This is a genomic window from Bacillus sp. N13C7 (genome assembly GCF_026790065.1).
Taxonomy (GTDB): Bacteria; Bacillota; Bacilli; order Bacillales; family Bacillaceae; genus Bacillus.
Genome location: NZ_JALAMO010000013.1, coordinates 109,339 through 132,997, shown reverse-complemented (window position 1 = coordinate 132,997; position 23,659 = coordinate 109,339). Strand labels below are relative to the sequence as shown.

General features: G+C 42.4%; 26 protein-coding genes. 19 read left to right on the top strand and 7 right to left on the bottom strand.

Annotated features, from left to right (window positions below):
• Window positions 1-84 precede the first annotated feature (84 nt).
• The 14 genes from MOB98_RS15185 (at window position 85) to MOB98_RS15120 (ending at window position 13,917) form a co-directional block, all read left to right on the top strand.
• Entirely contained in the window at window positions 85-495 is a 411-nt protein-coding gene (locus MOB98_RS15185; RefSeq protein ID WP_003230049.1) for a cytidine deaminase, read from the top strand.
• On the top strand, window positions 476-1,381 hold the full coding sequence (gene era, locus MOB98_RS15180; protein WP_268359826.1) for a GTPase Era: 906 nt from the start codon (window positions 476-478) through the stop codon (window positions 1,379-1,381). The genes MOB98_RS15185 and era overlap by 20 nt, the downstream gene beginning before the upstream one ends.
• Before the next feature lie 143 nt (window positions 1,382-1,524).
• Window positions 1,525-1,668 carry a YqzL family protein gene (locus MOB98_RS15175; RefSeq protein WP_003230053.1) on the top strand — a complete coding sequence of 48 codons (144 nt, stop codon included), beginning with the start codon at window positions 1,525-1,527 and terminating at the stop codon, window positions 1,666-1,668.
• Window positions 1,669-1,704: 36 nt separating this feature from the next.
• Complete coding sequence (gene recO / locus MOB98_RS15170) at window positions 1,705-2,472, top strand: DNA repair protein RecO (RefSeq protein WP_268359827.1); 768 nt, start codon at window positions 1,705-1,707, stop codon at window positions 2,470-2,472.
• 297 nt (window positions 2,473-2,769) lie between these two features.
• Window positions 2,770-3,657: a glycine--tRNA ligase subunit alpha gene (gene glyQ, locus MOB98_RS15165; protein WP_268359829.1), complete on the top strand. Its 888-nt coding sequence runs from the start codon at window positions 2,770-2,772 to the stop codon at window positions 3,655-3,657.
• Window positions 3,650-5,689: a glycine--tRNA ligase subunit beta gene (glyS, locus tag MOB98_RS15160; protein WP_268359831.1), complete on the top strand. Its 2,040-nt coding sequence runs from the start codon at window positions 3,650-3,652 to the stop codon at window positions 5,687-5,689. Before glyQ ends, glyS begins: the two co-directional genes overlap by 8 nt.
• 132 nt (window positions 5,690-5,821) lie before the next feature.
• Complete coding sequence (ccpN, locus tag MOB98_RS15155) at window positions 5,822-6,460, top strand: transcriptional regulator CcpN (RefSeq protein ID WP_003237058.1); 639 nt, start codon at window positions 5,822-5,824, stop codon at window positions 6,458-6,460.
• Window positions 6,461-6,485: 25 nt separating this feature from the next.
• The gene (locus MOB98_RS15150; RefSeq protein ID WP_253136820.1) at window positions 6,486-7,298 is read left to right on the top strand and encodes a pyruvate, water dikinase regulatory protein; all 813 of its coding nucleotides are present in this window, start codon (window positions 6,486-6,488) and stop codon (window positions 7,296-7,298) included.
• 253 nt (window positions 7,299-7,551) lie between these two features.
• Window positions 7,552-8,046 carry a YaiI/YqxD family protein gene (locus MOB98_RS15145; protein WP_253136821.1) on the top strand — a complete coding sequence of 165 codons (495 nt, stop codon included), beginning with the start codon at window positions 7,552-7,554 and terminating at the stop codon, window positions 8,044-8,046.
• A 33-nt stretch (window positions 8,047-8,079) separates the two neighbouring features.
• A complete protein-coding gene (dnaG, locus tag MOB98_RS15140) occupies window positions 8,080-9,891 on the top strand; it encodes a DNA primase (protein WP_268367181.1) in 1,812 nt (603 codons plus the stop codon).
• A 198-nt stretch (window positions 9,892-10,089) separates the two neighbouring features.
• Window positions 10,090-11,205, top strand: a complete 1,116-nt coding sequence (gene rpoD, locus MOB98_RS15135) for an RNA polymerase sigma factor RpoD (protein ID WP_003226225.1) — start codon at window positions 10,090-10,092, stop codon at window positions 11,203-11,205.
• A gap of 329 nt (window positions 11,206-11,534) precedes the next feature.
• Entirely contained in the window at window positions 11,535-11,897 is a 363-nt protein-coding gene (gene cccA, locus MOB98_RS15130) for a cytochrome c550 (RefSeq protein ID WP_268360263.1), read from the top strand.
• Between the two features lie 255 nt (window positions 11,898-12,152).
• Window positions 12,153-12,803: a tRNA (adenine(22)-N(1))-methyltransferase TrmK gene (gene trmK / locus MOB98_RS15125; protein ID WP_268360272.1), complete on the top strand. Its 651-nt coding sequence runs from the start codon at window positions 12,153-12,155 to the stop codon at window positions 12,801-12,803.
• A complete protein-coding gene (locus tag MOB98_RS15120; RefSeq protein WP_268360264.1) occupies window positions 12,796-13,917 on the top strand; it encodes a Nif3-like dinuclear metal center hexameric protein in 1,122 nt (373 codons plus the stop codon). The genes trmK and MOB98_RS15120 overlap by 8 nt, the downstream gene beginning before the upstream one ends.
• 21 nt (window positions 13,918-13,938) lie before the next feature.
• Here the strand turns inward: MOB98_RS15120 and MOB98_RS15115 are convergent, their stop codons facing one another.
• Complete coding sequence (locus MOB98_RS15115; protein WP_268360265.1) at window positions 13,939-14,883, bottom strand: 4-hydroxy-3-methylbut-2-enyl diphosphate reductase; 945 nt, start codon at window positions 14,881-14,883, stop codon at window positions 13,939-13,941.
• A gap of 122 nt (window positions 14,884-15,005) precedes the next feature.
• Window positions 15,006-15,737, bottom strand: a complete 732-nt coding sequence (vrrA, locus tag MOB98_RS15110) for a VrrA/YqfQ family protein (RefSeq protein ID WP_268360266.1) — start codon at window positions 15,735-15,737, stop codon at window positions 15,006-15,008.
• A 168-nt stretch (window positions 15,738-15,905) separates the two neighbouring features.
• Here vrrA and cshB point away from each other — a divergent pair, with 168 nt between their 5' ends.
• Together cshB and MOB98_RS15100 are read left to right on the top strand one after the other, a co-directional pair.
• Window positions 15,906-17,222, top strand: coding sequence for a DEAD-box ATP-dependent RNA helicase CshB (gene cshB, locus MOB98_RS15105; RefSeq protein WP_268360267.1), 1,317 nt, complete (start codon window positions 15,906-15,908; stop codon window positions 17,220-17,222).
• Window positions 17,223-17,231: 9 nt separating this feature from the next.
• Window positions 17,232-18,125 (top strand): deoxyribonuclease IV, encoded by an 894-nt coding sequence (locus MOB98_RS15100; RefSeq protein ID WP_268360268.1) that lies wholly within the window; start codon window positions 17,232-17,234, stop codon window positions 18,123-18,125.
• A 26-nt stretch (window positions 18,126-18,151) separates the two neighbouring features.
• On the opposite strand, the gene MOB98_RS15095 is transcribed toward MOB98_RS15100, so the two are convergent.
• Window positions 18,152-18,406 carry a DUF2624 domain-containing protein gene (locus MOB98_RS15095; protein WP_268360269.1) on the bottom strand — a complete coding sequence of 85 codons (255 nt, stop codon included), beginning with the start codon at window positions 18,404-18,406 and terminating at the stop codon, window positions 18,152-18,154.
• A gap of 115 nt (window positions 18,407-18,521) precedes the next feature.
• On the opposite strand from MOB98_RS15095, the gene MOB98_RS15090 reads away from it, so the two are divergent.
• Both MOB98_RS15090 and zur read left to right on the top strand, forming a co-directional pair.
• Entirely contained in the window at window positions 18,522-19,403 is an 882-nt protein-coding gene (locus MOB98_RS15090; RefSeq protein WP_268360270.1) for a YitT family protein, read from the top strand.
• A gap of 134 nt (window positions 19,404-19,537) precedes the next feature.
• Entirely contained in the window at window positions 19,538-19,975 is a 438-nt protein-coding gene (gene zur, locus MOB98_RS15085) for a zinc uptake transcriptional repressor Zur (RefSeq protein ID WP_003237031.1), read from the top strand.
• Between the two features lie 43 nt (window positions 19,976-20,018).
• Here the strand turns inward: zur and MOB98_RS15080 are convergent, their stop codons facing one another.
• Window positions 20,019-20,600, bottom strand: coding sequence for a hypothetical protein (locus tag MOB98_RS15080; RefSeq protein WP_268367269.1), 582 nt, complete (start codon window positions 20,598-20,600; stop codon window positions 20,019-20,021).
• A 133-nt stretch (window positions 20,601-20,733) separates the two neighbouring features.
• On the opposite strand from MOB98_RS15080, the gene MOB98_RS15075 reads away from it, so the two are divergent.
• The gene (locus MOB98_RS15075; RefSeq protein ID WP_268362470.1) at window positions 20,734-21,123 is read left to right on the top strand and encodes a DUF308 domain-containing protein; all 390 of its coding nucleotides are present in this window, start codon (window positions 20,734-20,736) and stop codon (window positions 21,121-21,123) included.
• Between the two features lie 25 nt (window positions 21,124-21,148).
• On the opposite strand, the gene ispG is transcribed toward MOB98_RS15075, so the two are convergent.
• The 3 genes from ispG to MOB98_RS15060 all read right to left on the bottom strand — a co-directional run bounded on the left by ispG (window position 21,149) and on the right by MOB98_RS15060 (window position 23,559).
• Window positions 21,149-22,282, bottom strand: a complete 1,134-nt coding sequence (gene ispG, locus MOB98_RS15070; protein ID WP_081719859.1) for a flavodoxin-dependent (E)-4-hydroxy-3-methylbut-2-enyl-diphosphate synthase — start codon at window positions 22,280-22,282, stop codon at window positions 21,149-21,151.
• A 121-nt stretch (window positions 22,283-22,403) separates the two neighbouring features.
• Window positions 22,404-22,703, bottom strand: a complete 300-nt coding sequence (locus MOB98_RS15065; protein WP_268362468.1) for a LysM peptidoglycan-binding domain-containing protein — start codon at window positions 22,701-22,703, stop codon at window positions 22,404-22,406.
• A 94-nt stretch (window positions 22,704-22,797) separates the two neighbouring features.
• On the bottom strand, window positions 22,798-23,559 hold the full coding sequence (locus tag MOB98_RS15060) for a DUF1189 domain-containing protein (RefSeq protein ID WP_268362466.1): 762 nt from the start codon (window positions 23,557-23,559) through the stop codon (window positions 22,798-22,800).
• Window positions 23,560-23,659: the final 100 nt, after the last annotated feature.

Sequence of the window (23,659 nt, the reverse complement as noted above, 5' to 3'; positions counted from 1 at the left end):
AGAAATGGGCGTGAAAAAAAGCGCGCGATTATGTAAAATATAAAGTGATAGCGGTACCATAATAGGTAAGAGAGGAATGTACACATGAACAGACAAGAATTAATAACAGAAGCTTTAAAAGCGCGCGATATGGCATATGCCCCGTATTCCAAGTTCCAAGTAGGAGCCGCTCTTCTTACCAAGGATGGAAAAGTGTACAGAGGCTGCAACATCGAGAACGCAGCATACAGCATGTGCAATTGCGCTGAGCGTACCGCATTATTTAAAGCTGTATCTGAAGGGGATACAGAGTTTCAGATGCTAGCCGTTGCGGCTGACACCCCTGGACCGGTATCTCCGTGCGGAGCCTGCCGCCAGGTGATTTCTGAGCTCTGCACTAAGGATGTTATAGTTGTACTGACTAATTTACAAGGACAAATAAAAGAAATGACTGTGGAAGAATTATTGCCAGGCGCATTTTCATCGGAGGATTTACATGACGAACGAAAGCTTTAAATCAGGATTTGTATCTATTATTGGAAGACCAAACGTAGGAAAGTCTACCTTTTTGAACAGAGTCATCGGACAAAAAATCGCGATCATGAGCGATAAGCCCCAAACGACGAGAAACAAGGTGCAAGGAGTTCTGACGACAGGCACATCACAAACGATTTTTATTGACACACCAGGAATTCATAAACCTAAGCATAAGCTTGGGGACTTTATGATGAAAGTGGCGCAAAATACATTAAAAGAAGTCGATTTGATCTTGTTTATGATCAACGCCGAGGAAGGCTATGGGAAGGGCGACGAATTTATCATTGAAAAATTGCAGAAGTTGTCTACGCCTGTATTTTTAATCGTAAACAAAATTGACAAAATTCATCCCGATCAATTGCTTCTCTTAATTGACGAATACCGCGGACGTTATCCCTTTAAGGAAATTGTTCCGATTTCTGCTCTGGAAGGAAATAATATCGACACATTGCTCACTCAGATTGAAGCGTATTTGCCGGAAGGGCCTCAATTCTATCCGAGTGATCAGGTAACCGACCACCCGGAGCGCTTTATCATTTCTGAACTAATCAGGGAAAAGGTGCTGCATCTCACGAGAGAAGAAATCCCGCACAGCATTGCGGTAGCCATCGAATCCATTAAAGGGCAGGACAACGGTTCTGTGCACGTAGCGGCAACAATTGTGGTCGAACGGGATTCCCAAAAAGGCATTGTGATCGGAAAAAAAGGAAGCCTGCTGAAAGAGGTTGGAAAAAGAGCAAGAGCGGATATTGAAGCACTGTTAGGCTCCCGTGTCTACCTTGAATTGTGGGTGAAAGTGCAGAAAGACTGGCGTAATAAAATGTCCCAGCTTCGCGATTTTGGCTTTAAAGAGGATGAATATTGATCTCTTTCTGTGTGATGATCTCACAGGAACAGGGATACATTAGCAAATTTTGTTTAACATGAAATGGAGGACATCTGGTCAAGATAAAGGTAAGAATTTGGAGTTTAGGTAAGCTAGTTTAACTACAGAAAGGTGGGTTTCTTGTGTTGAATTTTACCTGGAACGTATTTTCACAAACAGGAAATGTTGATACGTATCTTCTTTTTAAAGAACTGGAAAAAGAGAACATGGAAAGACCCGAAGAACTAGAAGACGAGCTAGCCCGATTTGATTATCCAATTTTATAAACCTCTTGGCCGCTCCTGCTTTAGGAAGGTGCGGAAATGCTGACAAAATGTGAAGGAATCGTTCTTCGCACAAATGATTACGGAGAGACGAATAAAATCGTTACATTACTGACAAGAGAACACGGAAAAATAGGTGTTATGGCAAGAGGCGCCAAAAAACCGAACAGCCGTTTATCAGCAGTCAGCCAGCCTTTTTTGTATGGTTCATTCTTAATGCAAAAAACAACGGGCCTCGGAACGCTTCAGCAGGGTGAAATGATCCTCAGCATGAGAGGCATCAGAGAAGATTTGTTTTTAACAGCATATGCTGCTTATATTGCTGAGCTAGTCGACAGAGGCACAGAAGAAAAAAAGCCAAATCCATATTTGTTTGAATTTATTTTAGAATCATTTAAACAGTTGAATGAAGGAACAGACCCGGACGTTATCACCTTCATCGTTCAACTGAAGATGCTCGGTGTTATGGGGCTGTATCCTGAGCTGAATCACTGTGTGCATTGTAAAAGCCAGGATGGGACCTTTCATTTTTCTGTTCGCGATAACGGTTTTATTTGCCATCGCTGTTTTGAAAAAGATCCATACAGGATTCCAATCAAACCGCAAACGGCAAGACTGTTAAGACTGTTTTATTACTTCGATCTGTCGAGGCTGGGAAACGTTTCCTTGAAACAGGAAACAAAGGCTGAATTGAAGCAAGTGATTGATTTATATTATGAAGAATATTCAGGCTTATATTTAAAATCAAAGCGTTTTTTAGACCAAATGGAAAGCATGAAACATCTTATGGGTGAAAACAAAAGTTGACATCTGGTCCATCTTTTTATATGATCATTTATTATAAAATATGTTGCAGTGAGAGAAAGAAGTACTTGCGTTTACCTCATGAAAGCGACCTTAGGGCGGTGTAAGCTAAGGATGAGCACGCAACGAAAGGCATTCTTGAGCAATTGTAAAAAAAGAGGCTGGGATTTTGATCTCAGCAACTAGGGTGGAACCGCGGGAGAACTCTCGTCCCTATGTTTGCGGCAGGCAAGCATAGAGACGGGAGTTTTTTGGTTGCTGCCGCAGTCATCTTATGAAAGAAAAGTGGAGGTGCTTGAAATGAACATTCAAGACATGATTCTAACATTGCAAAAGCATTGGTCCGGCCAGGGCTGTGTGCTTATGCAGGCTTACGATGTAGAAAAAGGAGCCGGCACGATGAGCCCGTATACATTTTTGCGCAGTATCGGGCCTGAGCCATGGAAAGTGGCTTACGTTGAGCCTTCCAGACGTCCTGCCGACGGACGATACGGGGAGAACCCGAACAGACTGTATCAGCATCATCAGTTTCAGGTCATTATCAAACCATCTCCGGATAACATTCAAGAGTTGTATTTAGATTCGTTGCGCGCGCTGGGAATTGATCCGCTTGAGCATGATATCCGCTTTGTTGAAGACAACTGGGAGAATCCATCTTTAGGCTGTGCAGGCCTTGGCTGGGAAGTATGGCTTGACGGAATGGAGATTACACAATTTACGTATTTCCAGCAGGTCGGAGGACTTGAATGTAAACCGGTTTCAGTAGAAATTACGTACGGAATCGAGCGCCTGGCGTCTTATATCCAGGATAAAGAAAATGTTTTCGACTTGGAATGGACCTCAGGGTTTACAGTGAAGGATTTATTTATGATGGCAGAGTACGAGCATTCCGTCTATACGTTTGAAACGTCAGATGTCGATATGCTGTTCCAATTGTTCAGCACGTATGAAAAAGAAGCGATCAAGCAAATGGACAACGGACTTGTTCATCCTGCATATGACTATGTGCTGAAATGCTCGCACACCTTTAACCTTCTTGACGCCAAAGGTGCGATCTCTGTTACCGAGCGGACAGGCTATATCGCAAGAGTGCGGAATTTAGCGAGAAAAGTAGCAAAAACCTATTATGAGGAACGAGAAAAACTAGGGTTCCCAATGCTTAAAGGGGAGGGTTCTTCTCATGAGTAAACAGGATTTACTTTTAGAGATCGGATTAGAGGAAATGCCGGCGCGCTTTTTGAATGAAAGCATGGTTCAGCTTGGCGAGAAGCTGACAGGCTGGCTTAAAGAAAAAAATATCACTCACGGTGAAGTGAAGCTTTTCAATACACCGAGACGTCTTGCTGTCCTCGTGAAAGATGTAGCAGAAAAGCAGGATGATATAAAAGAAGAGGCGAAAGGGCCAGCGAAAAAAATTGCCCTTGATGCAGACGGCAATTGGACAAAAGCGGCAATCGGCTTCTCAAAAGGCCAGGGTGCAGACGTAAATGACCTGTACATCAAAGAAGTAAAAGGCACAGAATATGTATTCGTACAAAAATTTCAAGCCGGCCAAGAAACGAAATCGCTTCTGCCGGAACTGAGCGGCTTAGTTACGAGCCTGCATTTTCCGAAAAACATGCGCTGGGGAAATGAAGATTTGCGTTATATCCGTCCAATCAAATGGATTGTCGCTTTATTTGGACAGGATGTCATACCATTTTCAATCACAAACGTTGAGTCTGGACGGACAACACAGGGACACCGTTTCCTCGGACATGAAGTGTCAATTGAATCACCTTCAGCTTATGAAGAGCAGCTGAAAGAACAGCATGTCATTGCTGATCCTAACGTCCGAAAACAAATGATTCAAACTCAGCTGGAAACGATGGCTGCAGAAAACAATTGGAGCATTCCAGTGGACGAAGACCTTCTTGAAGAGGTAAACCATTTAGTAGAATACCCGACAGCTCTTTACGGTTCATTTGAATCTGAGTTTCTGTCCATTCCTGAGGAAGTGCTTGTCACGACAATGAAAGAGCACCAGCGCTACTTCCCTGTCAAAGACAAGAACGGTGATTTGCTGCCGCACTTTATCACAGTCCGAAACGGCAACAGCCACGCGATCGAAAATGTGGCCCGAGGCAATGAAAAAGTGCTGCGCGCGCGTTTGTCTGATGCTTCATTCTTCTATAAGGAAGATCAGAAACTAAACATTGATGCAAACGTGAAGAAGCTGGAAAACATCGTTTTCCATGAAGAGCTTGGCTCTCTTGCTGATAAGGTTCGAAGAGTCACTTCAATCGCAGAGAAGCTTGCGGTTCGTCTTCAAGCTGATGAAGATACATTAAAACATGTGAAGCGGGCTGCTGAAATTTCTAAATTCGACCTTGTTACGCATATGATTTATGAATTCCCTGAGCTTCAAGGAATTATGGGTGAAAAGTATGCGAGAATGCTTGGTGAAGACGAAGCTGTGGCTGCAGCAGTCAACGAACACTATATGCCTAGATCAGCAGGCGGAAAAACGCCATCTACTTTCACCGGAGCTGTTGTAGCAATGGCGGATAAGCTTGATACCATTGCTTCATTCTTCTCTATCGGTGTTATTCCAACCGGTTCTCAGGATCCTTACGGGCTGCGCCGCCAAGCAAGCGGTATAGTTGCGATTCTGCTTGACCGCAACTGGGGGATCTCGTTTGAAGAACTGCTTACTTTCGTACAAACGGATAAAGAAAATGAACTCTTAGATTTCTTCACTCAGCGCCTGAAATATGTATTGAATGCTGAACAGATCAGGCATGATGTTATTGACGCCGTGCTGGAAAGCTCTGAGCTTGAGCCATATTCGGCGCTGCATAAAGCGCAAGTGCTGGAACAAAAGCTTGGTGCACCAGGCTTTAAGGAAACAGCCGAAGCGTTAGGCCGAGTGATCTCTATCAGCAAAAAAGGAGTCCGCGGAGACATTCAGCCTGAGCTGTTTGAAAATGAATACGAAGCAAACCTGTTTGAGGCTTACAAAAAAGTAAAGCAAAACTTGCAGGAAAGCTTCAGCAAAAAAGATTACGAGGCGGCGCTTGCTTCACTTGCTGCCTTAAAAGAACCGATCGATACGTACTTCGATCATACAATGGTAATAGCGGATAACGAGACTTTAAAGGCAAACCGATTAGCGCAAATGGTAAGCTTGGCGGATGAAATCAAGTCCTTTGCGAATATGAATGCCCTTATTGTAAAATAAAGAAAGAAAAGGCGGTTGCTGTGTAATCGGTAATCGTCTTTTCCCCATTTGTAAGTTTTTTTGTTTGATTAAAGATATTTACGATATAATATGGATTATTATTTCTTTACATAGTTATGAAGTGAAAAGGTGGTGAGTACAATCGAACTAAATAAACGGCAAGAGCATATTTTGCAGATTGTAAAAGAAAACGGGCCGATTACAGGGGAGCACATTGCAGAAAAGCTGAACCTAACCAGGGCAACATTGCGTCCGGATTTAGCCATACTCACCATGTCAGGATTCCTCGAGGCGCGCCCGAGAGTCGGTTATTTCTATACTGGAAAAACCGGAACACAGCTTTTGGCAGACAAACTCAAGAAGCTTCAGGTGAAAGACTTTCAATCTATCCCCGTCGTGATTCACGAAAACGTTTCTGTGTACGATGCGATTTGCACCATGTTTTTAGAAGATGTAGGTACTCTGTTTGTGGTGGACCGCGATGCTGTCTTAGTCGGGGTGCTTTCACGAAAAGACTTGCTGAGAGCGAGTATTGGCCAGCAGGAGCTTACATCGGTCCCTGTTCACATCATTATGACAAGGATGCCGAACATTACGGTGTGCAGACGCGAGGATTATGTGATGGACATTGCAAAGCACTTGATAGAAAAACAAATTGATGCACTGCCTGTCATCAAAGATACCGATAAAGGCTTTGAAGTGATCGGCAGAGTGACAAAAACGAACATGACAAAAATACTTGTCAGTTTATCCGAAAATGAAATCCTATAAGATCGTAAACTAACGGGGGGATAATATGAATAACCGCATCATCTATGTCGTATCGGATTCCGTCGGTGAAACGGCTGAATTGGTTGTGAAAGCAGCGCTCAGCCAATTCAACGGTTCAGCGGACGATACACATGTAAGAAGAATTCCTTATGTTGAAGATATAGGCACTATCAATGAAGTGATTTCACTTGCAAAGGCAGACGGAGGCATTATCTGTTTTACACTCGTGGTGCCCGAAATCAGAGAATATTTGATTGCCGAAGCGGAAAAAGCAAATGTTCTATATTATGATATTATCGGCCCGTTAATTGATAAAATGGAGACAGCATACGGTTTAACGGCAAAATACGAACCGGGGCGGGTGCGCCAGCTTGATGAAGACTATTTCAAAAAAGTGGAGGCCATCGAGTTTGCAGTTAAATACGATGATGGACGTGATCCAAGAGGGATTTTAAAAGCTGATATTGTTTTGATTGGCGTATCAAGAACGTCCAAAACACCGCTGTCTCAATATCTCGCCCACAAGCGCCTGAAGGTTGCCAATGTTCCGATTGTTCCGGAGGTTGACCCGCCGGAAGAACTCTTTAACGTTGATCCGAAAAAATGCATCGGCTTAAAGATTAGCCCGGATAAACTGAATCATATCAGAAAAGAACGGTTAAAATCGCTCGGGCTTAATGACAAAGCGATCTATGCAAATATCAACAGAATTAAAGAGGAACTGGAATACTTCGAAAAGATTGTTGATCGGATTGGGTGCCAGGTTGTTGATGTTTCAAATAAAGCGGTTGAAGAAACAGCGAATATTATCCATCATCTCAAAACAAAAAACAAGTAACTCAGGACGCTCTATCCTGGGTTTTTGGCTATGCCAAAAGGGAATAATGAAAAACAATAGCATCTTTGTGAAGTTTGTATTATAATAAAAAATTGTGATAAAATGATTAATTTTAGGTTTAAGGTTCGTGTGATACGAATAAACTATTATGGGTAAGATGTCAAGAATTTCTCCCGTAAATTTTTCGACAAATTCATATACATCCGCAATGATAAAGGATGTGCGATTTTGCTTGCTTTTATGCAGGAGTTTAATGGAGGGATGGAGAATTACTCTTCTTAATGAACAAGAAAAGACGATTTTTGTCGATGCTGATGCTTGTCCGGTAAAAGATGAAATTTTACAGACAGCATCCGATTATGAAGTTCAAGTTCTTTTTGTCGCTTCATTTGAACATTATCAGCTTTCCAGAAGCAAAGAAGAAAAATGGAAGTATGTTGATCCTCATAAAGAAGCTGCTGATTTATATATCGCAAATCATGTAAAACCGGGAGATATTGTAGTGACGCAGGACATCGGATTAGCATCCCTGCTGCTGAACAGAAATGTCTCCGTCATGTCGGAAAGAGGGCGTCTTTACAAAGAAGGCACCATTGATTTTGCTCTTGAGAGCCGTCATTTTTCCGGCAAACAAAGGAGAAAAGGCATATACGCCAAAGGGCCTAAAAAATTGAATAAAGAAGATCGAGAACGATTTATTACCCTGCTGCAAAAAATCCTGTCGAATGATGAAGGGATTTTGCACTAAAGCATCGAATAATGTACGACGGAGTGTTATAAGATGGGAAATCGGATACCAGATGAAATTGTGGATCAGGTGCAAAAGTCGGCAGATATTGTAGAAGTCATAGGTGATTATGTTCAATTAAAGAAGCAAGGCCGAAACTACTTTGGACTCTGTCCTTTTCATGGAGAAAGCACACCTTCGTTTTCCGTATCGCCCGATAAACAGATTTTTCATTGCTTTGGCTGCGGAGCGGGCGGCAATGTTTTCTCTTTTTTAAGGCAAATGGAAGGCTATTCGTTTGCCGAGTCGGTTTCTCACCTTGCTGACAAATACCAAATTGATTTTCCAGATGATATAGCAGTCCATTCCGGAGCCCGGCCAGAATCTTCTGGAGAACAAAAAATGGCTGAGGCTCATGAGCTCCTGAAGAAATTTTACCATCATTTGTTAATAAATACAAAAGAAGGTCAAGAGGCATTGGATTACCTGCTTTCCAGGGGTTTTACGAAAGAGCTGATTGATGAATTTCAGATCGGCTATGCTCTTGATTCTTGGGACTTCATTACGAAATTTCTCGTCAAGAGGGGCTTTAGTGAGGCGCAAATGGAAAAAGCGGGTCTCCTGATCAGGCGTGAAGACGGAAGCGGGTATTTTGACCGTTTCAGAAACCGCGTCATGTTTCCGATCCATGATCATCACGGGGCCGTCGTTGCTTTCTCAGGCAGGGCTCTGGGCAGCCAGCAGCCTAAGTATATGAACAGTCCTGAAACACCGCTCTTTCATAAAAGCAAACTGCTTTACAACTTTTATAAGGCTCGCCTTCATATCAGAAAGCAGGAAAGAGCAGTCTTATTTGAAGGCTTTGCCGATGTCATATCGGCCGTAAACTCGGGTGTTAAAGAGAGCATAGCCACGATGGGAACGTCTCTGACAGATGACCATGTCAAGATCCTGAGAAGAAATGTCGAGGAGATCATTCTTTGTTATGACTCTGATAAAGCCGGTTATGAAGCCACTTTAAAAGCTTCTGAGCTTCTGCAAAATAAAGGCTGCAAAGTCAGAGTTGCAATGATTCCTGACGGGTTAGACCCTGACGACTACATCAAAAAGTTCGGCGGGGAAAAATTCAAAAACGATATTATCGACGCCAGTGTCACCGTGATGGCGTTCAAAATGCAATATTTCCGAAAAGGAAAGAACCTGTCCGATGAAGGCGATCGCTTAGCTTACATTAAAGACGTACTGAAAGAAATCAGCACGCTTTCAGGGTCTCTTGAGCAGGAAGTCTATGTAAAACAGCTTGCTTCAGAGTTTTCACTTTCACAGGAATCTTTAGCCGAACAGCTGACTGTTTTCAGCAAGCAAAACAAACCTGCTGACAACGGCGGTGAAACGAAAACAAGGCGAGCGCATCTGACGACAAAAGCAAGGCAAAAACGTCTGCGTCCGGCGTATGAAAATGCAGAAAGGCTGTTGCTTGCCCACATGCTTCGAGATCGTGGCGTCATCAAAAAAGTAATTGACCGGGTAGGCTTTCAATTTAATATTGATGAGCACCGCGCATTGGCTGCGTATCTTTATGCTTTTTACGAAGAGGGAGCTGAGCTGACGCCTCAGCATCTGATGGCCAGGGTGACGGATGATCATATAAGCCAGCTCTTGTCAGATATTTTAATGCTGCAGATCAATCAGGAGTTAAGTGAAGCTGAGTTATCAGATTATGTAAAAAAAGTGTTGAATCAAAGAAATTGGTCAATGATAAAAGAAAAAGAGGCGGAAAGAGCCGAAGCCGAAAGGCAAAAGGATTTTTTAAGAGCCGCTTCTTTGGCTCAAGAAATCGTTACATTGAACCGATCTTTAAAATAACTGGGAACATGGTGAGAAGCATTTATTGGCAATGATTCCTTGCGGAGGAGCAAATAGATCGCTTGACCTCATCATGAATTGTCATTTCATTATTCGCACATTGTTAAAGGCAGTTCACATAGAAAACGCCTGAATGGACCGAATAAGAATCATACCGCTTATAGAATTCGTTGCAAGCTTTGGAAGGAGGGATCCATAATGGCTGATAAACAAACCCACGAAACAGAATTAACATTCGACCAAGTAAAAGAGCAATTAACAGAGTCAGGTAAAAAACGTGGCGTTTTGACATATGAAGAAATTGCTGAGCGTATGTCCAGCTTTGAAATTGAATCAGACCAAATGGATGAGTATTATGAATTTTTAGGTGAACAAGGTGTTGAATTAATTAGTGAGAATGAAGAAACAGAAGATCCTAATATTCAGCAGCTTGCCAAAGCCGAAGAAGAATTTGACCTTAATGACCTAAGTGTACCGCCTGGTGTCAAAATTAATGACCCAGTTCGTATGTATCTAAAGGAAATCGGCCGGGTTAACCTTCTTTCTGCAAAAGAAGAAATCGCCTATGCTCAAAAGATTGAAGAAGGTGACGAAGAATCTAAACGCAGATTGGCTGAAGCGAACCTGCGGCTTGTTGTCAGTATCGCAAAACGGTATGTCGGACGCGGAATGCTGTTCCTTGACCTGATTCAGGAAGGCAACATGGGCCTGATGAAAGCCGTTGAAAAATTTGACTACCGCAAAGGTTATAAATTCAGTACGTATGCAACGTGGTGGATCAGACAGGCGATTACTCGCGCCATTGCCGATCAGGCAAGAACGATCCGGATTCCCGTTCATATGGTTGAAACCATTAATAAATTAATCCGTGTGCAGCGTCAATTACTGCAAGATTTAGGCAGAGAGCCTACACCTGAAGAAATTGCGGAAGATATGGATTTAACACCTGAAAAAGTACGCGAAATTTTAAAGATCGCACAAGAGCCGGTATCGCTGGAAACACCAATTGGTGAAGAGGATGACTCACACCTTGGTGATTTCATTGAAGACCAAGAAGCAACTTCACCATCAGACCACGCCGCATATGAGCTATTGAAAGAGCAGCTGGAAGATGTGCTTGATACGTTAACTGATCGTGAAGAAAATGTATTGCGTCTTCGATTCGGTCTTGATGACGGCCGTACAAGAACATTAGAAGAGGTCGGCAAGGTATTTGGAGTAACGAGAGAGCGTATTCGACAAATCGAAGCTAAAGCGTTGCGGAAACTAAGACATCCTAGCAGAAGTAAACGTTTGAAAGATTTCCTCGAATAAGATGGAACGGGTCTTGCAGATCCGTTCTTCTTTTTTATTAAAAAGATATATGGATAATATGCCTTTATTTTACTGAAAAATGATGTCATTTGCAAATGAACATTGCAGAGAAAAATTTCAAAAATGGATTCCATATTTACTATTGTAAGCGTATACAATACATTATACAATAGAACAAAAAGGATATTAGAGAAATAGGCAGGATTCTATTCAATTTTGTATAATGTGTGAATAAAAAACTTTTGCATAGCAATCCATTTACTTTTTGTAAAAATAAGTTAGAATTAGAAGTGTTTACATAGGGGAAGGATCAAAAAGGGGGAAGGGAAATGAAATGGAATCCGCTTATTCCATTTTTACTGATCGCTGTTTTAGGTATTGGTCTGACTTTCTTTTTATCAGTAAAGGGGCTTGACGACTCTCAAGAGATTGCAAGCGGCGGAGAAAGCAAATCTGCCGAAAAAGATGATGCAAACGCTTCACCGGAGGAGATTTACAAGGCAAACTGCATCGCGTGCCACGGTGAAAATTATGAAGGTGTTTCGGGTCCGAGCTTAAAAGGTGTAGGGGATAAGAAGGATGTCGCTGAAATTAAAACAAAGATTGAAAAAGGCGGTAATGGAATGCCTTCCGGTCTTGTTCCGGCTGATAAGCTGGATGATATGGCAGAGTGGGTGTCAAAAATTAAATAAAAGATCTATCTTTCTCCTTATGCGTTCTCAGGCGGCCGAGATGTTCTCGACAGCCTTTTATTTTTGTCTGCCTCGTGTAGAGCCGCTTTATAAGAAATAAACTGAAATTCATTCACTCAGCTTGGATTCCGGGCTGTTTTTTTATATGATAGATAGGGAAAAAATGATTGAGAAAAGTTGTGATGACAAGTGAACGAATTAAAATTATCAAAACGATTGCAAACAGTAGCGGAGTACATACCGAATGGAGCGGTGATGGCCGATATCGGGTCCGACCACGCTTACCTTCCTTGTTATGCGGTACTGAATCATAAAGCCAGCGGAGCCATTGCCGGAGAAATAACAGACGGCCCGTTTTTGTCTGCCAAGCGGCAGGTTGAAAAATTAGCCTTAAACTCGCGCATATCTGTAAGGCAGGGAGATGGCCTGGAAGTCATTAAAAAAGGTGAAGCCGATGCAATTACGATTGCGGGAATGGGCGGATCCTTGATCGCTCAGATTTTAGAAGCGGGTAAAGACAAATTAACAGGGAAGGAACGGCTTATTTTACAGCCTAATATTCATGCTATTCATATTAGAGAGTGGCTATATAAAGAAGGGTATGCGCTGATAGATGAGGTGATCCTTGAAGAGGACGGAAAGTGCTATGAGGTGCTTGTCGCCGAAGAGGGAGACAGAGATGCAGCGTATGCCGCCATTTCTTTATCAGCCGGAATGCTTGTCGGCCCTTTCCTGGCAAAAGAAAAGAATGCTGTATTCTTGAAAAAGTGGACACAAGAGCTTCGGCACACACAAAGCATTTATGAACAGATCAGCCGTGCGGCAAGTACAGAACAAAATCAACAAAAATTAAAGGAGCTCGCCGACCGAATGGAGCTGCTGAAGGAGGTTATCGATCATGGCTAAAACAGTCAATGGGCAGCAGATCATCCAGCTGTTTGAACAATTTTCCCCGAAAGCCTATGCCGTCGAAGGCGATAAAATAGGCCTGCAAATCGGCACCTTAAATAAACCGATTAAAAATGTGATGGTAACACTTGATGTGTTGGAGAGTGTTATCGATGAAGCAATTGAAAAAGAGGTAGATTTGATTATTGCACACCATCCTCCTATTTTCAGGCCGTTAAAGCATATCTCAACGGATCAGCCTGCCGGAAGGTTAATTGAAAAGTGTTTGAAGCACGATATCGCTGTTTATGCAGCTCATACAAACTTAGACGTTGCGGACGGCGGCGTGAATGATTTGCTCGCTGAAGCATTAGAGCTGAGTGAGACGGAAGTGCTGGCGCCTACTTATACTGATCCTCTGAAAAAACTGGCCGTATACGTGCCGAAGGAATATGAAGAACAGGTCAGAGCGGCACTCGGAAATGCGGGAGCCGGCCATATTGGCGAATACAGCCATTGTGCGTTTTCATCTGAAGGAATCGGCAGCTTTAAGCCATTGGACGGCGCAAAGCCTTTTATCGGTGAAGTAGGGGAGCTTGAGCTTGTTCATGAAGTACGGCTTGAGACTGTGTTTCCTAAAAGCATCGAAAAAGCTGTTATCAATGCGATGATAAAAAGCCACCCCTATGAAGAAGTCGCTTACGACATCTATCCTGTCGAGCAGGCTCCTGCCGAAAAAGGGCTTGGCCGTGTCGGAACACTTCAAACGGAGATGACGCTTAAGGAATTTGCTTTGTTTGTGAAAGACAAGCTTGAAGTAAATGGCGTCAGAATGGTAGGTGAGGCTGACAGCATAGTGAAGAAAGTAGCTGTTCTTGGCGGAGACGGAAACAAGTATATTCATCATGCGAAACGAAAGGGTGCTGATGTTTATGTTACAGGAGATTTATACTTCCATGTGGCCCATGATGCAATGATGCTTGGCCTGAATGTTGTCGACCCGGGCCATTATGCGGAAAAAATCATGAAAAAAGGCGTCACGGGAAAACTGACGGCATTGTGCAAAGAGAAAAAGCTGGACGTGAATATCTTTATTTCTGAGACAGATACAAATCCATTTACATTTCTATAAAAAAACTGAGGCTTTAAAGCCTCAGTTTTTTGCTTTTACTTTCGGTAGTATTTTTTTGAGCGGAACATTGTGTTCAGTTGTCCAAGTTGATGGATCTTCATGATCATATTGCTCCAAAAAGCGAATGACTTCTTTTGTGATCGGCGTTGGTGTTGAAGCCCCGGCAGTAACGGCAACGGTATGAACACCTTTCAGCCACTCGAGTTTTAATTCGCTTAGGTCGCCGATTCGATATGCTTTTGTGCCAGCTATTTCCTCAGACACTTGCGCGAGCCGATTGGAATTGTTGCTTTTCGGGTCACCGACAACGATCGTTAAGTCTGCTTTTTTCGCCTGTTCTGATACAGCTTCCTGCCGCACTTGAGTAGCGAGGCAAATCTCCTGGTGATATTCGACATGAGGATATTTCTCTTTTACAAGCTCCATGATGTCGTGAACATCCCATTGAGACATCGTTGTTTGATTCGTCACAATCAATTTCTCTGCTTGGATATCAAGGTTTTTCACATCTTCTTCTGTTTCAACTAAGTGAACGATCTCAGGGGCTACGCCAACGGCTCCTTCTGGCTCCGGATGCCCTTTTTTGCCGATATAGATCACGTGATATCCTTTTTCTTTCATCTCAAGAATTAAATTATGAGTTTTTGTTACATCCGGACATGTAGCATCAATTGCGACTAATCCTTTTTCTTCAGCGATTCTTCTGACTTCGGGAGAAACACCGTGCGCAGTGAAAATGACAGTACCTTTTTCAACCTGCTTCAAGATGTCCAGACGGTTAGCGCCGTCCAAGGTAAAGATTCCTTCCTCCTCAAATGCATCAGTGACGTGTTTATTATGAACAATCATCCCGAGTATATAGATAGGTCTTGGTAAGCTTTTATCCAGTGACGCGTTCTTGGCAATAACCATAGCATCTACAACGCCATAGCAATAGCCGCGCGGTGAAATTTTAATTACGTTCATTTTTGCTTGTCCTCCAATACTGAAGTGAGTAAAGGCAATATAAAAAGCCGTAATCAAACGGCTCTATTCTTGCATTCTTCTGATCTCATTATAGCCAATCTCACTTCAGATATCAAAGAATGTTAAATATATAATCTTGGTTTTGATCTGCCTGATGTTCTTTTCGAAGCAGGAGAGACAGCTTCATTTTTCTTTGGGGCAGATGGTTTTGATTTTTGTTTTTTACTGTCAGATGTTTTTGATTTCTTGGCTGGAGAAGAACTTTTTGATTTTGAATTTTTGTTTGGATCTGAGGTTTTTGCTTCAGTCTCGGTCTCTGTTTCAGAGGTTTCTTTTAAATCTGTTTGTTTTTCGTTTTCATTTTCATCATTGCTCTCTGTATCATCACTTTTACTTAATTGGCTGTACAGCTTCATCATTGCCGGCAGATTGCGGACTAACGGACCGTACTGCTGGATCATTGGGGTGACTTGCTGCGCCATGCCGAGAACTTTTTGCACATTCCCAAGCATACTGGATAAAGAGGCAGGATTCGCGATACTTTGAATACCTTGCAGACCTGACCCTCCGCTCGCTGCTGCACCTGCTCCTGGAACGCCGGCGCTTCCAGCGCCTCCTCCGCCCGGTAAGAATTTTGACAGCATTCCTTTTAAGCCTCCGCCCGCACCATTTCTTGCTCCGGCATTTGCTGCTTGAGGAAGAAACTGTCCGGATTGCTGAAAGCCTTGCTGCTGCGGCCCAAATGCAGGTCTTTGCATAGCAGGCGGTCTTCTGCCCATCATTTGCTGGTTTGGCATGGGGCGGGGCGGTCCGGGCTGCGGATAATTTCTCATCGGCTGCTGCGGTGAAAACATACTTGTACCTCCTTTCAGCTCTCTCTGCTATTAGAATATGCATGGGCTGCGGTATTTGCTTTACATAACTGAATAAAACAAACGCCTTCCAAACGTGGTGTTTTTAAGCAAAATCGGGTATAATGTGATGATGGACACATAATGTGCCGCTTTAAGGAGCTGGGAAAAATGAAAGAAACAAAATTTGAACTTTATGAATTGAAACCGTTTATTATAGATGCAGTACACCGCCTTGGTTTTTACGAACCGACTGATATCCAGAAAAGGCTGATTCCTGCAGTATTAAAAAAAGAAAGCGTCATCGGCCAGTCTCAGACGGGAACCGGAAAGACTCACGCTTATTTACTGCCTTTGATAAACAAAATCGATCCTGCTAAGGATGTCGTACAGGTTGTGATTACGGCCCCGACGAGAGAGCTTGCCAACCAGATTCACCAGGAAGCGCTTAAAATCACACAGGGTGAAGAAGGCGGCCAGATTCGCTCGAAATGTTTTATCGGAGGCACGGATAAACAAAAATCGATTGATAAACTGAAAACACAGCCGCATCTTGTTGTCGGTACACCCGGACGTATTGCTGATTTAATCAAAGAACAGGCGTTAAGTGTTCATAAAGCAGAATCTCTCGTCATTGATGAAGCGGATTTAATGCTGGATATGGGATTCTTGGCTGATGTAGATTACATTGGTTCCCGCATGCCTGAGGATCTGCAAATGCTTGTGTTCTCAGCGACGATTCCGGAAAAGCTGAAACCATTTTTGAAAAAATACATGGAAAACCCGAAATACGCCCATGTAGAGCCAAAACAGGTGACTGCTGCGAAAATCGAGCATATCCTTATTCCTTCGAAACATCGTGACAAGGAAAAGCTCCTTTTTGACATCATGTCTCATCTGAATCCATACTTGGGCATTGTGTTTGCCAATACGAAAAACACTGCTGACCATATCGCTCAATATTTAACTGGAAAAGGTCTGAAAATCGGGCTGCTGCACGGCGGATTAACGCCTCGTGAGCGGAAGAAAGTCATGAAGCAAATCAATGATTTGGAATTTACTTATGTCATTGCAACTGACCTTGCTGCAAGAGGCATTGATATCAAAGGTGTCAGCCATGTTATCAACTATGAGCTGCCAGATGACCTTGATTTCTATGTTCACCGTGTGGGCAGAACGGCTCGCGCCGGTTCATCAGGACAAGCGATGACCATTTATGAGCTTTCTGATGAGGATGCATTAGCCAGACTTGAGAAAATGGGCATCGAATTTGATTACTTAGAGCTTGAAAAGGGCGAATGGAAAAAAGGCGATGACCGCCAGCGCCGCAAAAAGCGTAAAAAAACGCCGAACGAAGCGGATGAAATTGCGCATCGTCTAGTGAAAAAGCCGAAGAAGGTTAAGCCTGGATATAAAAAGAAAATGAGCTACGAGATGGAGAAAATCAAGAAAAAACAGAGAAGAAACCAGTCTAAAAAAAGAAAGTAGGGGAATTTGTTGTTGAGAATAGGTTCACACGTCTCTATGAGCGGCAAACATATGCTTTTGGCCGCAAGCCAGGAAGCAGTTTCTTATGGGGCGAACACGTTTATGATCTATACAGGCGCACCGCAAAATACGCGCCGAAAGAAAATTGAAGACTTGAATATAGAAGCTGGCCGGGCACACATGCAGGAAAACGGCATTGACGAGATTATCGTACACGCCCCTTATATAATTAATATTGGCAACACGACCAATCCGTCCACTTTTGAGCTTGGTGTCGATTTCCTTCGTTCTGAAATTGAACGGACAGCTGCTATCGGAGCAAAGCAAATTGTCCTTCACCCGGGTGCTCATGTAGGAGCGGGAGCTGAAGCAGGCATCAAAAAAATTATTGAGGGCTTAAATGAAGTAATCGATCCGAATCAAAATGTCCAAATTGCATTAGAAACAATGGCAGGAAAAGGATCTGAATGCGGCAGAAGCTTTGAGGAGCTCGCGCAGATTATCGATGGCGTTACCCACAATGAGCATCTGTCAGTATGCTTTGACACTTGCCATACACATGATGCAGGATATCAGATTGCAGAAGACTTTGACGGAGTGCTGAATGAGTTTGATAAAATCATCGGCATTGATCGTATTAAAGTGCTTCATATTAACGACAGCAAAAATGTCAAAGGCGCGAGAAAAGACCGCCATGAAAACATCGGCTTTGGTGAAATCGGATTTGATGCTTTGCAATATGTTGTTCACCATGAGCAGTTAAAAGACATTCCAAAAATCCTCGAAACGCCGTATGTCGGTGAAGATAAAAAGAATAAAAAACCGCCATACCGTTTTGAGATTGAAATGCTGAAAGAAAAACAATTTGATGACACATTGCTCGAAAAGATTTTACAGCAATAAAAAATGGGGGAGCCATCCCCCATTTTTTAGCTTGTGAATTGTTTGAATAGTTCATTAACAGTTTGAGCTGTTTCTTTCGATGTAATTGCCTCTACTTGTTTCAGCAGCCGCATTCGTTCACTCTCATTAAAGATGTTCACATTTTTTCCATATAACAGGTTTGCCACTTCAACGGCCTGCTGTCTTGTTAGGCTGATTCCATATTGTTTTGAGTACTTCAGCAAATCGTCAGCGGTAGCCTGATTAAGGCGCTGCAATATAATTCTTTGAAATAAAATCATCGACCATTCCACCTCCAGACTTAATGTATGGGCAAATCAGTAAAATGTGTCAGCGTTTAATGGTAAAATAGATTTATAATGTATTTAAAATAGTTATTGCAGGAAAGGAGATTTTATGACCCCAACAAAACAACATAAGAAAGAAACATTTTCCCATTTTATTTTCAGGGTCCTGATGATTCTGGTAGGCGCTGCATCTGCGGCTGTAAGTATTGAATTATTTTTAATCCCCAATGATTTTATTGATGGCGGGATTATTGGTGTATCACTGATTCTAGACCACCTCTTTATGTCAAACCCCTTTCTGAATTTCGCTTTATTCGTTGTTATCTTAAATATCCCTTTTATGATCTTCGGATATAAATATATCGGTAAGACCTTCCTTATCTCTACTATGATTGGAATTGTCGGGCTTGCCGTTATTGAATCCTCGCTTCACCATGTAGAAGCCATTACCACTCAGCCTATCTTGGCCACTGTGTTCGGAGGTCTTTTACTCGGCTTTGGCGTCGGGCTTGTTATTCGAAACGGAGGTTCAATGGATGGCACCGAAATTCTCGGTATTCTGTTGACAAAAAAACTTCCGTTTTCAGTAGGTGAGTTTGTTATGCTCATCAATGTATTCATTTTCATTTGGGCTGTTTTTGTGTTCGGTCCTGAGCAAGCGATGTACTCTTTCATGACTTATTATATTGCGATGAAAACCATTGATGCTGTGATCCAGGGGCTTGATGAAACAAAAGCTGTCATTATTGTGTCTGACCAGTATGATGAGATTTCCGACGCGATTTTGCACCGCCTCGGTCGCGGAACAACCAAGCTGAAGGGGAAAGGCGGATATACGGACGAAGAAAAGGACGTGATTTACGCGGTGGTCACAAGGCTGGAAGTGACTAAGCTAAAATCGATCGTGTTTGAAGTCGATCAAAATGCATTCATAACAATTATGAATACTCATGAAACAAGAGGCGGGAAATTCAAAAACGCAATCCACTAGGCTTTCATTTACTTTTATTCATTTTATGGGTATAATTTTATCTGGTAAAGAGAATGGCTTGCTGGTCAACAGCTGCCATTTTCTTTTTCATACATGTGATACGTTCTTAAGCAAAGCGAAAAGGGGGACCCTTCATGAACGTACAAGAAGCGTTGAACCTACTGAAAGAAAACGGATATAAATATACAAATAAACGGGAAGATATGCTGCAGTTATTTGCTGATTCAGACAGGTATCTTACTGCTAAAAACGTACTGTCTGCATTAAATGATGATTATCCCGGTTTAAGCTTTGACACAATCTACAGAAACCTTTCTTTATATGAAGAACTTGGTATTTTGGAAACAACTGAGCTGTCCGGTGAAAAGCTCTTCCGGTTTAAGTGTTCCTTTACTCATCATCACCATCACTTTATTTGTCTTGCCTGCGGCAAAACAAAAGAGATTGAATCATGTCCGATGGACAAACTTTGTGATGATTTGGATGGCTATCAAATCAGCGGGCATAAATTCGAGATTTACGGGACATGCCCTGATTGTACGGCGGAAAACCAGGAAAACACTACTGCATAATTGCGCATATGAAAAAAAAGGAGCTCGATTTAGGCTCCTTTTTTTAGTTATTGACACGCATGAATTGATGTTTGTTTTGATTAATCCATTGAACGGCTTCAAGCCAGTTATTGACTCTAATGATATTTGAATCAATCGGAAGCTGGTTATAAGGGGAATTGAATAAAATTACTGGTATACCTGCTTCTTTGGCAATCATCATTGCGTTCCCATGATGATCCTCAAAAAACAAATCAATGTTATGATTTTTGACTGCATCAACTTTATGATGACCGCCAACAAGTTCGATGTGGTCGTAATGAATGTTTTGTTTGTCAAACCATTCATAGGTAATATCAGTTAAATGAGTCCGTCTCGCTGTAATATAAATAAGCTTGTGCTCCTCTTTGAGGAGGTCAAGTGACTGTTTTGCGTGCTGCGCAAGCAATGCTTCCTTATATATGATTGCTTCATTTTGATTCATCCAATCCCAAAATTCTTCCTGTGTAATGTGTAACAGCTTTGTCAAATCATAATCCGTCATATCGTTTAATGAAATGGATAGATTAAACGAGCGGTTCAAATAAGGGACGAATGTATCCTGAGCCGTGATTGTGCCGTCAATATCTATTCCTAAGCGTAACATGCCCACACTCCTTCAGTTTCATCCCTTCAAGTGTAACATAAACAATTAACATTAACAGAAAAGTTTAGCAAACATGAATCAGCCAAAATAGATCAAACTATAAAAGCTCCTTTAATAAAAACAGAAGGGGGAATTGAAGGTGGCAAACGATTACGAAAAACGTGACAACAACAGTTACTATGTAGATCATGGTTCTGAAGGAACAAATATTACCCGTGACAATGATGGTTTTTTTGAGGAAACGGCTGCTGAAATCGCGGAACCTTACCGTGCTGCTGACCGCACCAATGACCGAGATAATGATCGCAGTGGCGGCAATGTCAATGAAGGACGGGGAATAGGCTACATTGCTTTAGCCTTGTCCATTATCTCATTGTTTGTACTGCCTGTTTTATTGGGAGCTGCCGGTATTATTGTCGGCTATATCGCAAGAAGAAGAGGCGCCCAGGGGCTTGGAGCTTGGGCGATGGGTATCGGTGTCGTCTCATTAGTGCTTGGAATATTTATTATTCCATTTTTCTAACACAAAAAAGCTTGACGGGTTCCCGTCAAGCTTTTTGTGTCTCTTCTTTTAATTTTGCTTTTTCAGCTTCAAGCTTTGCATAATGTTCCTCAGCAAGAATGTCGATTTCTTTCTTGAGTTCCTCTACCATTGTTTCCTCAGGAACCTTACGGACAATTTTCCCTTTCCGGAACAGGAGCCCTTCGCCGCGAGCTCCGGCGATGCCGATATCAGCTTCTCTTGCTTCACCAGGTCCATTTACGGCACAGCCGAGAACAGCAACTTTAATCGGTGCCTTTATCTTAGAAATATATTCTTCCACTTCATTGGCGATGCTGATCAAATCAATCTCTATTCGGCCGCAAGTCGGACAGGAGATAAGTGTGGCAGCATTGGAGGCTAAGCCGAACGATTTCAGAAGCTCCCTTGCTACTTTTACCTCTTCCACTGGATCTGCGCTCAATGAAATACGCATAGTGTTTCCGATTCCCTTGCTTAAAATTGCACCGAGTCCAGCTGCGCTCTTTACTGTGCCGGCAAACAGCGTTCCTGACTCGGTGATTCCGAGGTGCAGCGGGTAGTCAAAAGCTTTCGCTGCTTTTTCATAAGCCTCGATCGCAAGGTTGACGTCAGATGCCTTCATGCTGACAATAATATCGTGAAAATCAAGATCTTCAAGGATTTTAATATGATGAAGTGCGCTTTCTACCATTCCATCGGCTGTCGGATAACCGTATTTTTCTAATATCCGTTTTTCAAGCGAACCAGCGTTTACCCCGATTCTGATCGGAATTCCTTTTTCCTTTGCCGCTTTAACGACCGCTTCCACTTTTTCACGGCGGCCGATGTTGCCGGGGTTGATTCGGATTTTATCTGCTCCGCCTTCAATGGCTTTTAACGCAAGCTTATAATCGAAATGTATGTCAACAACGAGCGGGATGGAAATCCGCTTTTTAATATCCGCAATGGCGTTTGCCGCCCGTTCATCCGGACATGCTACCCGGACGATTTGGCATCCGGCTTCAGCCAAACGGTTAATTTCCGCAACCGTTGCTTCTACATCATGTGTTTTTGTTGTCGTCATGCTTTGGATGACAACTTCATTGTTGCCGCCTATTGTTAAAGGTCCCACTTTGACGGGACGCGTTTTTGTACGATGTGTGATTTCACTCACTTGCAATCGCTCCTTAATTGTAGTTGCCGCTGCTAGATATAACAATTCTAGTATGGTTTATGTGAATTTATTTTACAAATTACATTGTAACAGTGTCTTCGCCGAACTGACAAGAAATTAACGTTAATTAAGGGTAGACCGGAAATTTGTACACTGTTCCCGCTTGAATGGTGTTGGCTTTCACATTTGGATTCAGCGCTTCAAAATCCTTTACAATGTCGTCCGGAGAGCCTGCTGATCCGACAATCGACATAACGGTGTCACCGGGCTTTACCTTCACTGTTTGATATGCTGGTTTTTGCGCGGCCGTTTTTGCTGATGCTTCATAAACAGGGAGGTCCTGAATGGGTATCGTGCCAATTTTGAGATCATAAAAAAGAATAAAAAGAATAAAAACAATGCTGCACACAAAGGTGAGACGCTTCATCGCTTTTCCTCCCGCATACGAAATTTTATACCATAGTATGCTTGTCCATTCAGATTCATGACAAAAGAAAAGAGACTGCGAATGCAGTCTCAGATTATACAGCGGCTTTTTTAGAAGGAATCTCTTTTAAAACAAGAAACAGGATGACAAAGTTGACAAACCAGTTCAGCAAAAATTCACTTGGAACGGTCGCTTCTAATGCACGCATGATCGTAAAGAAGACGGTCGAAAGGGTGATAGAATAAGCAGAAAGCTTCCAGAGCTGATGGTAGGAAAGATGTTTTTTCTGTGCATTCTTCAAGATTACCCCGATAAGCGCTAAGAATGAGACTTCAATAAATTTCCCTGCCGCTGTTACGAGAAAAATGAGAACTGAAAGAACAGTTATGATCATCGTTTTATTTTGGTTTAAACCTGCAATCACATCTTTTTTTGTCAAATCTGACGGCATCATGGAGTAAGGCATTTCTTGGGCTTGTCCGTCAATGGCCAAAACAAATTTGTCCTGAAGGATGCCGATCGCGTTTTGTTTTGCTTCGATTTGTTCGGTGCCATAGGCGTCTGTCGGATCAAACACGATAACGAAACCATTTGCCTGAGATTCCATGGCTTTTTTTTCATTCGTTTGAAGTTTGCCGTTTGAAATTTTAAAATCAGGGAAATCTTTGTGTAAAACGGTTTTAAAGCCGTTCATTGATTTGACGGTCCCTGTGCTTAGATAATAAGCGGTTGGAATTGCAAAAAGAACAGAGAGCAAAAATACATAAAGAATCGCTTTTCCGATTCCTAGAAATCTTGTTTTTGCAATATCACGGGGAGAGTATGTACTTTTGATAAAAAGCTGAAATACATTCACTATCTTCACTTCCTAGCTAAACTAATATATGTTGCTTATTGTATCGTTGCCTGCGTGTGAATACAAGGAAGACATGAAGAAGGCGGATGTGTAAAGGGAG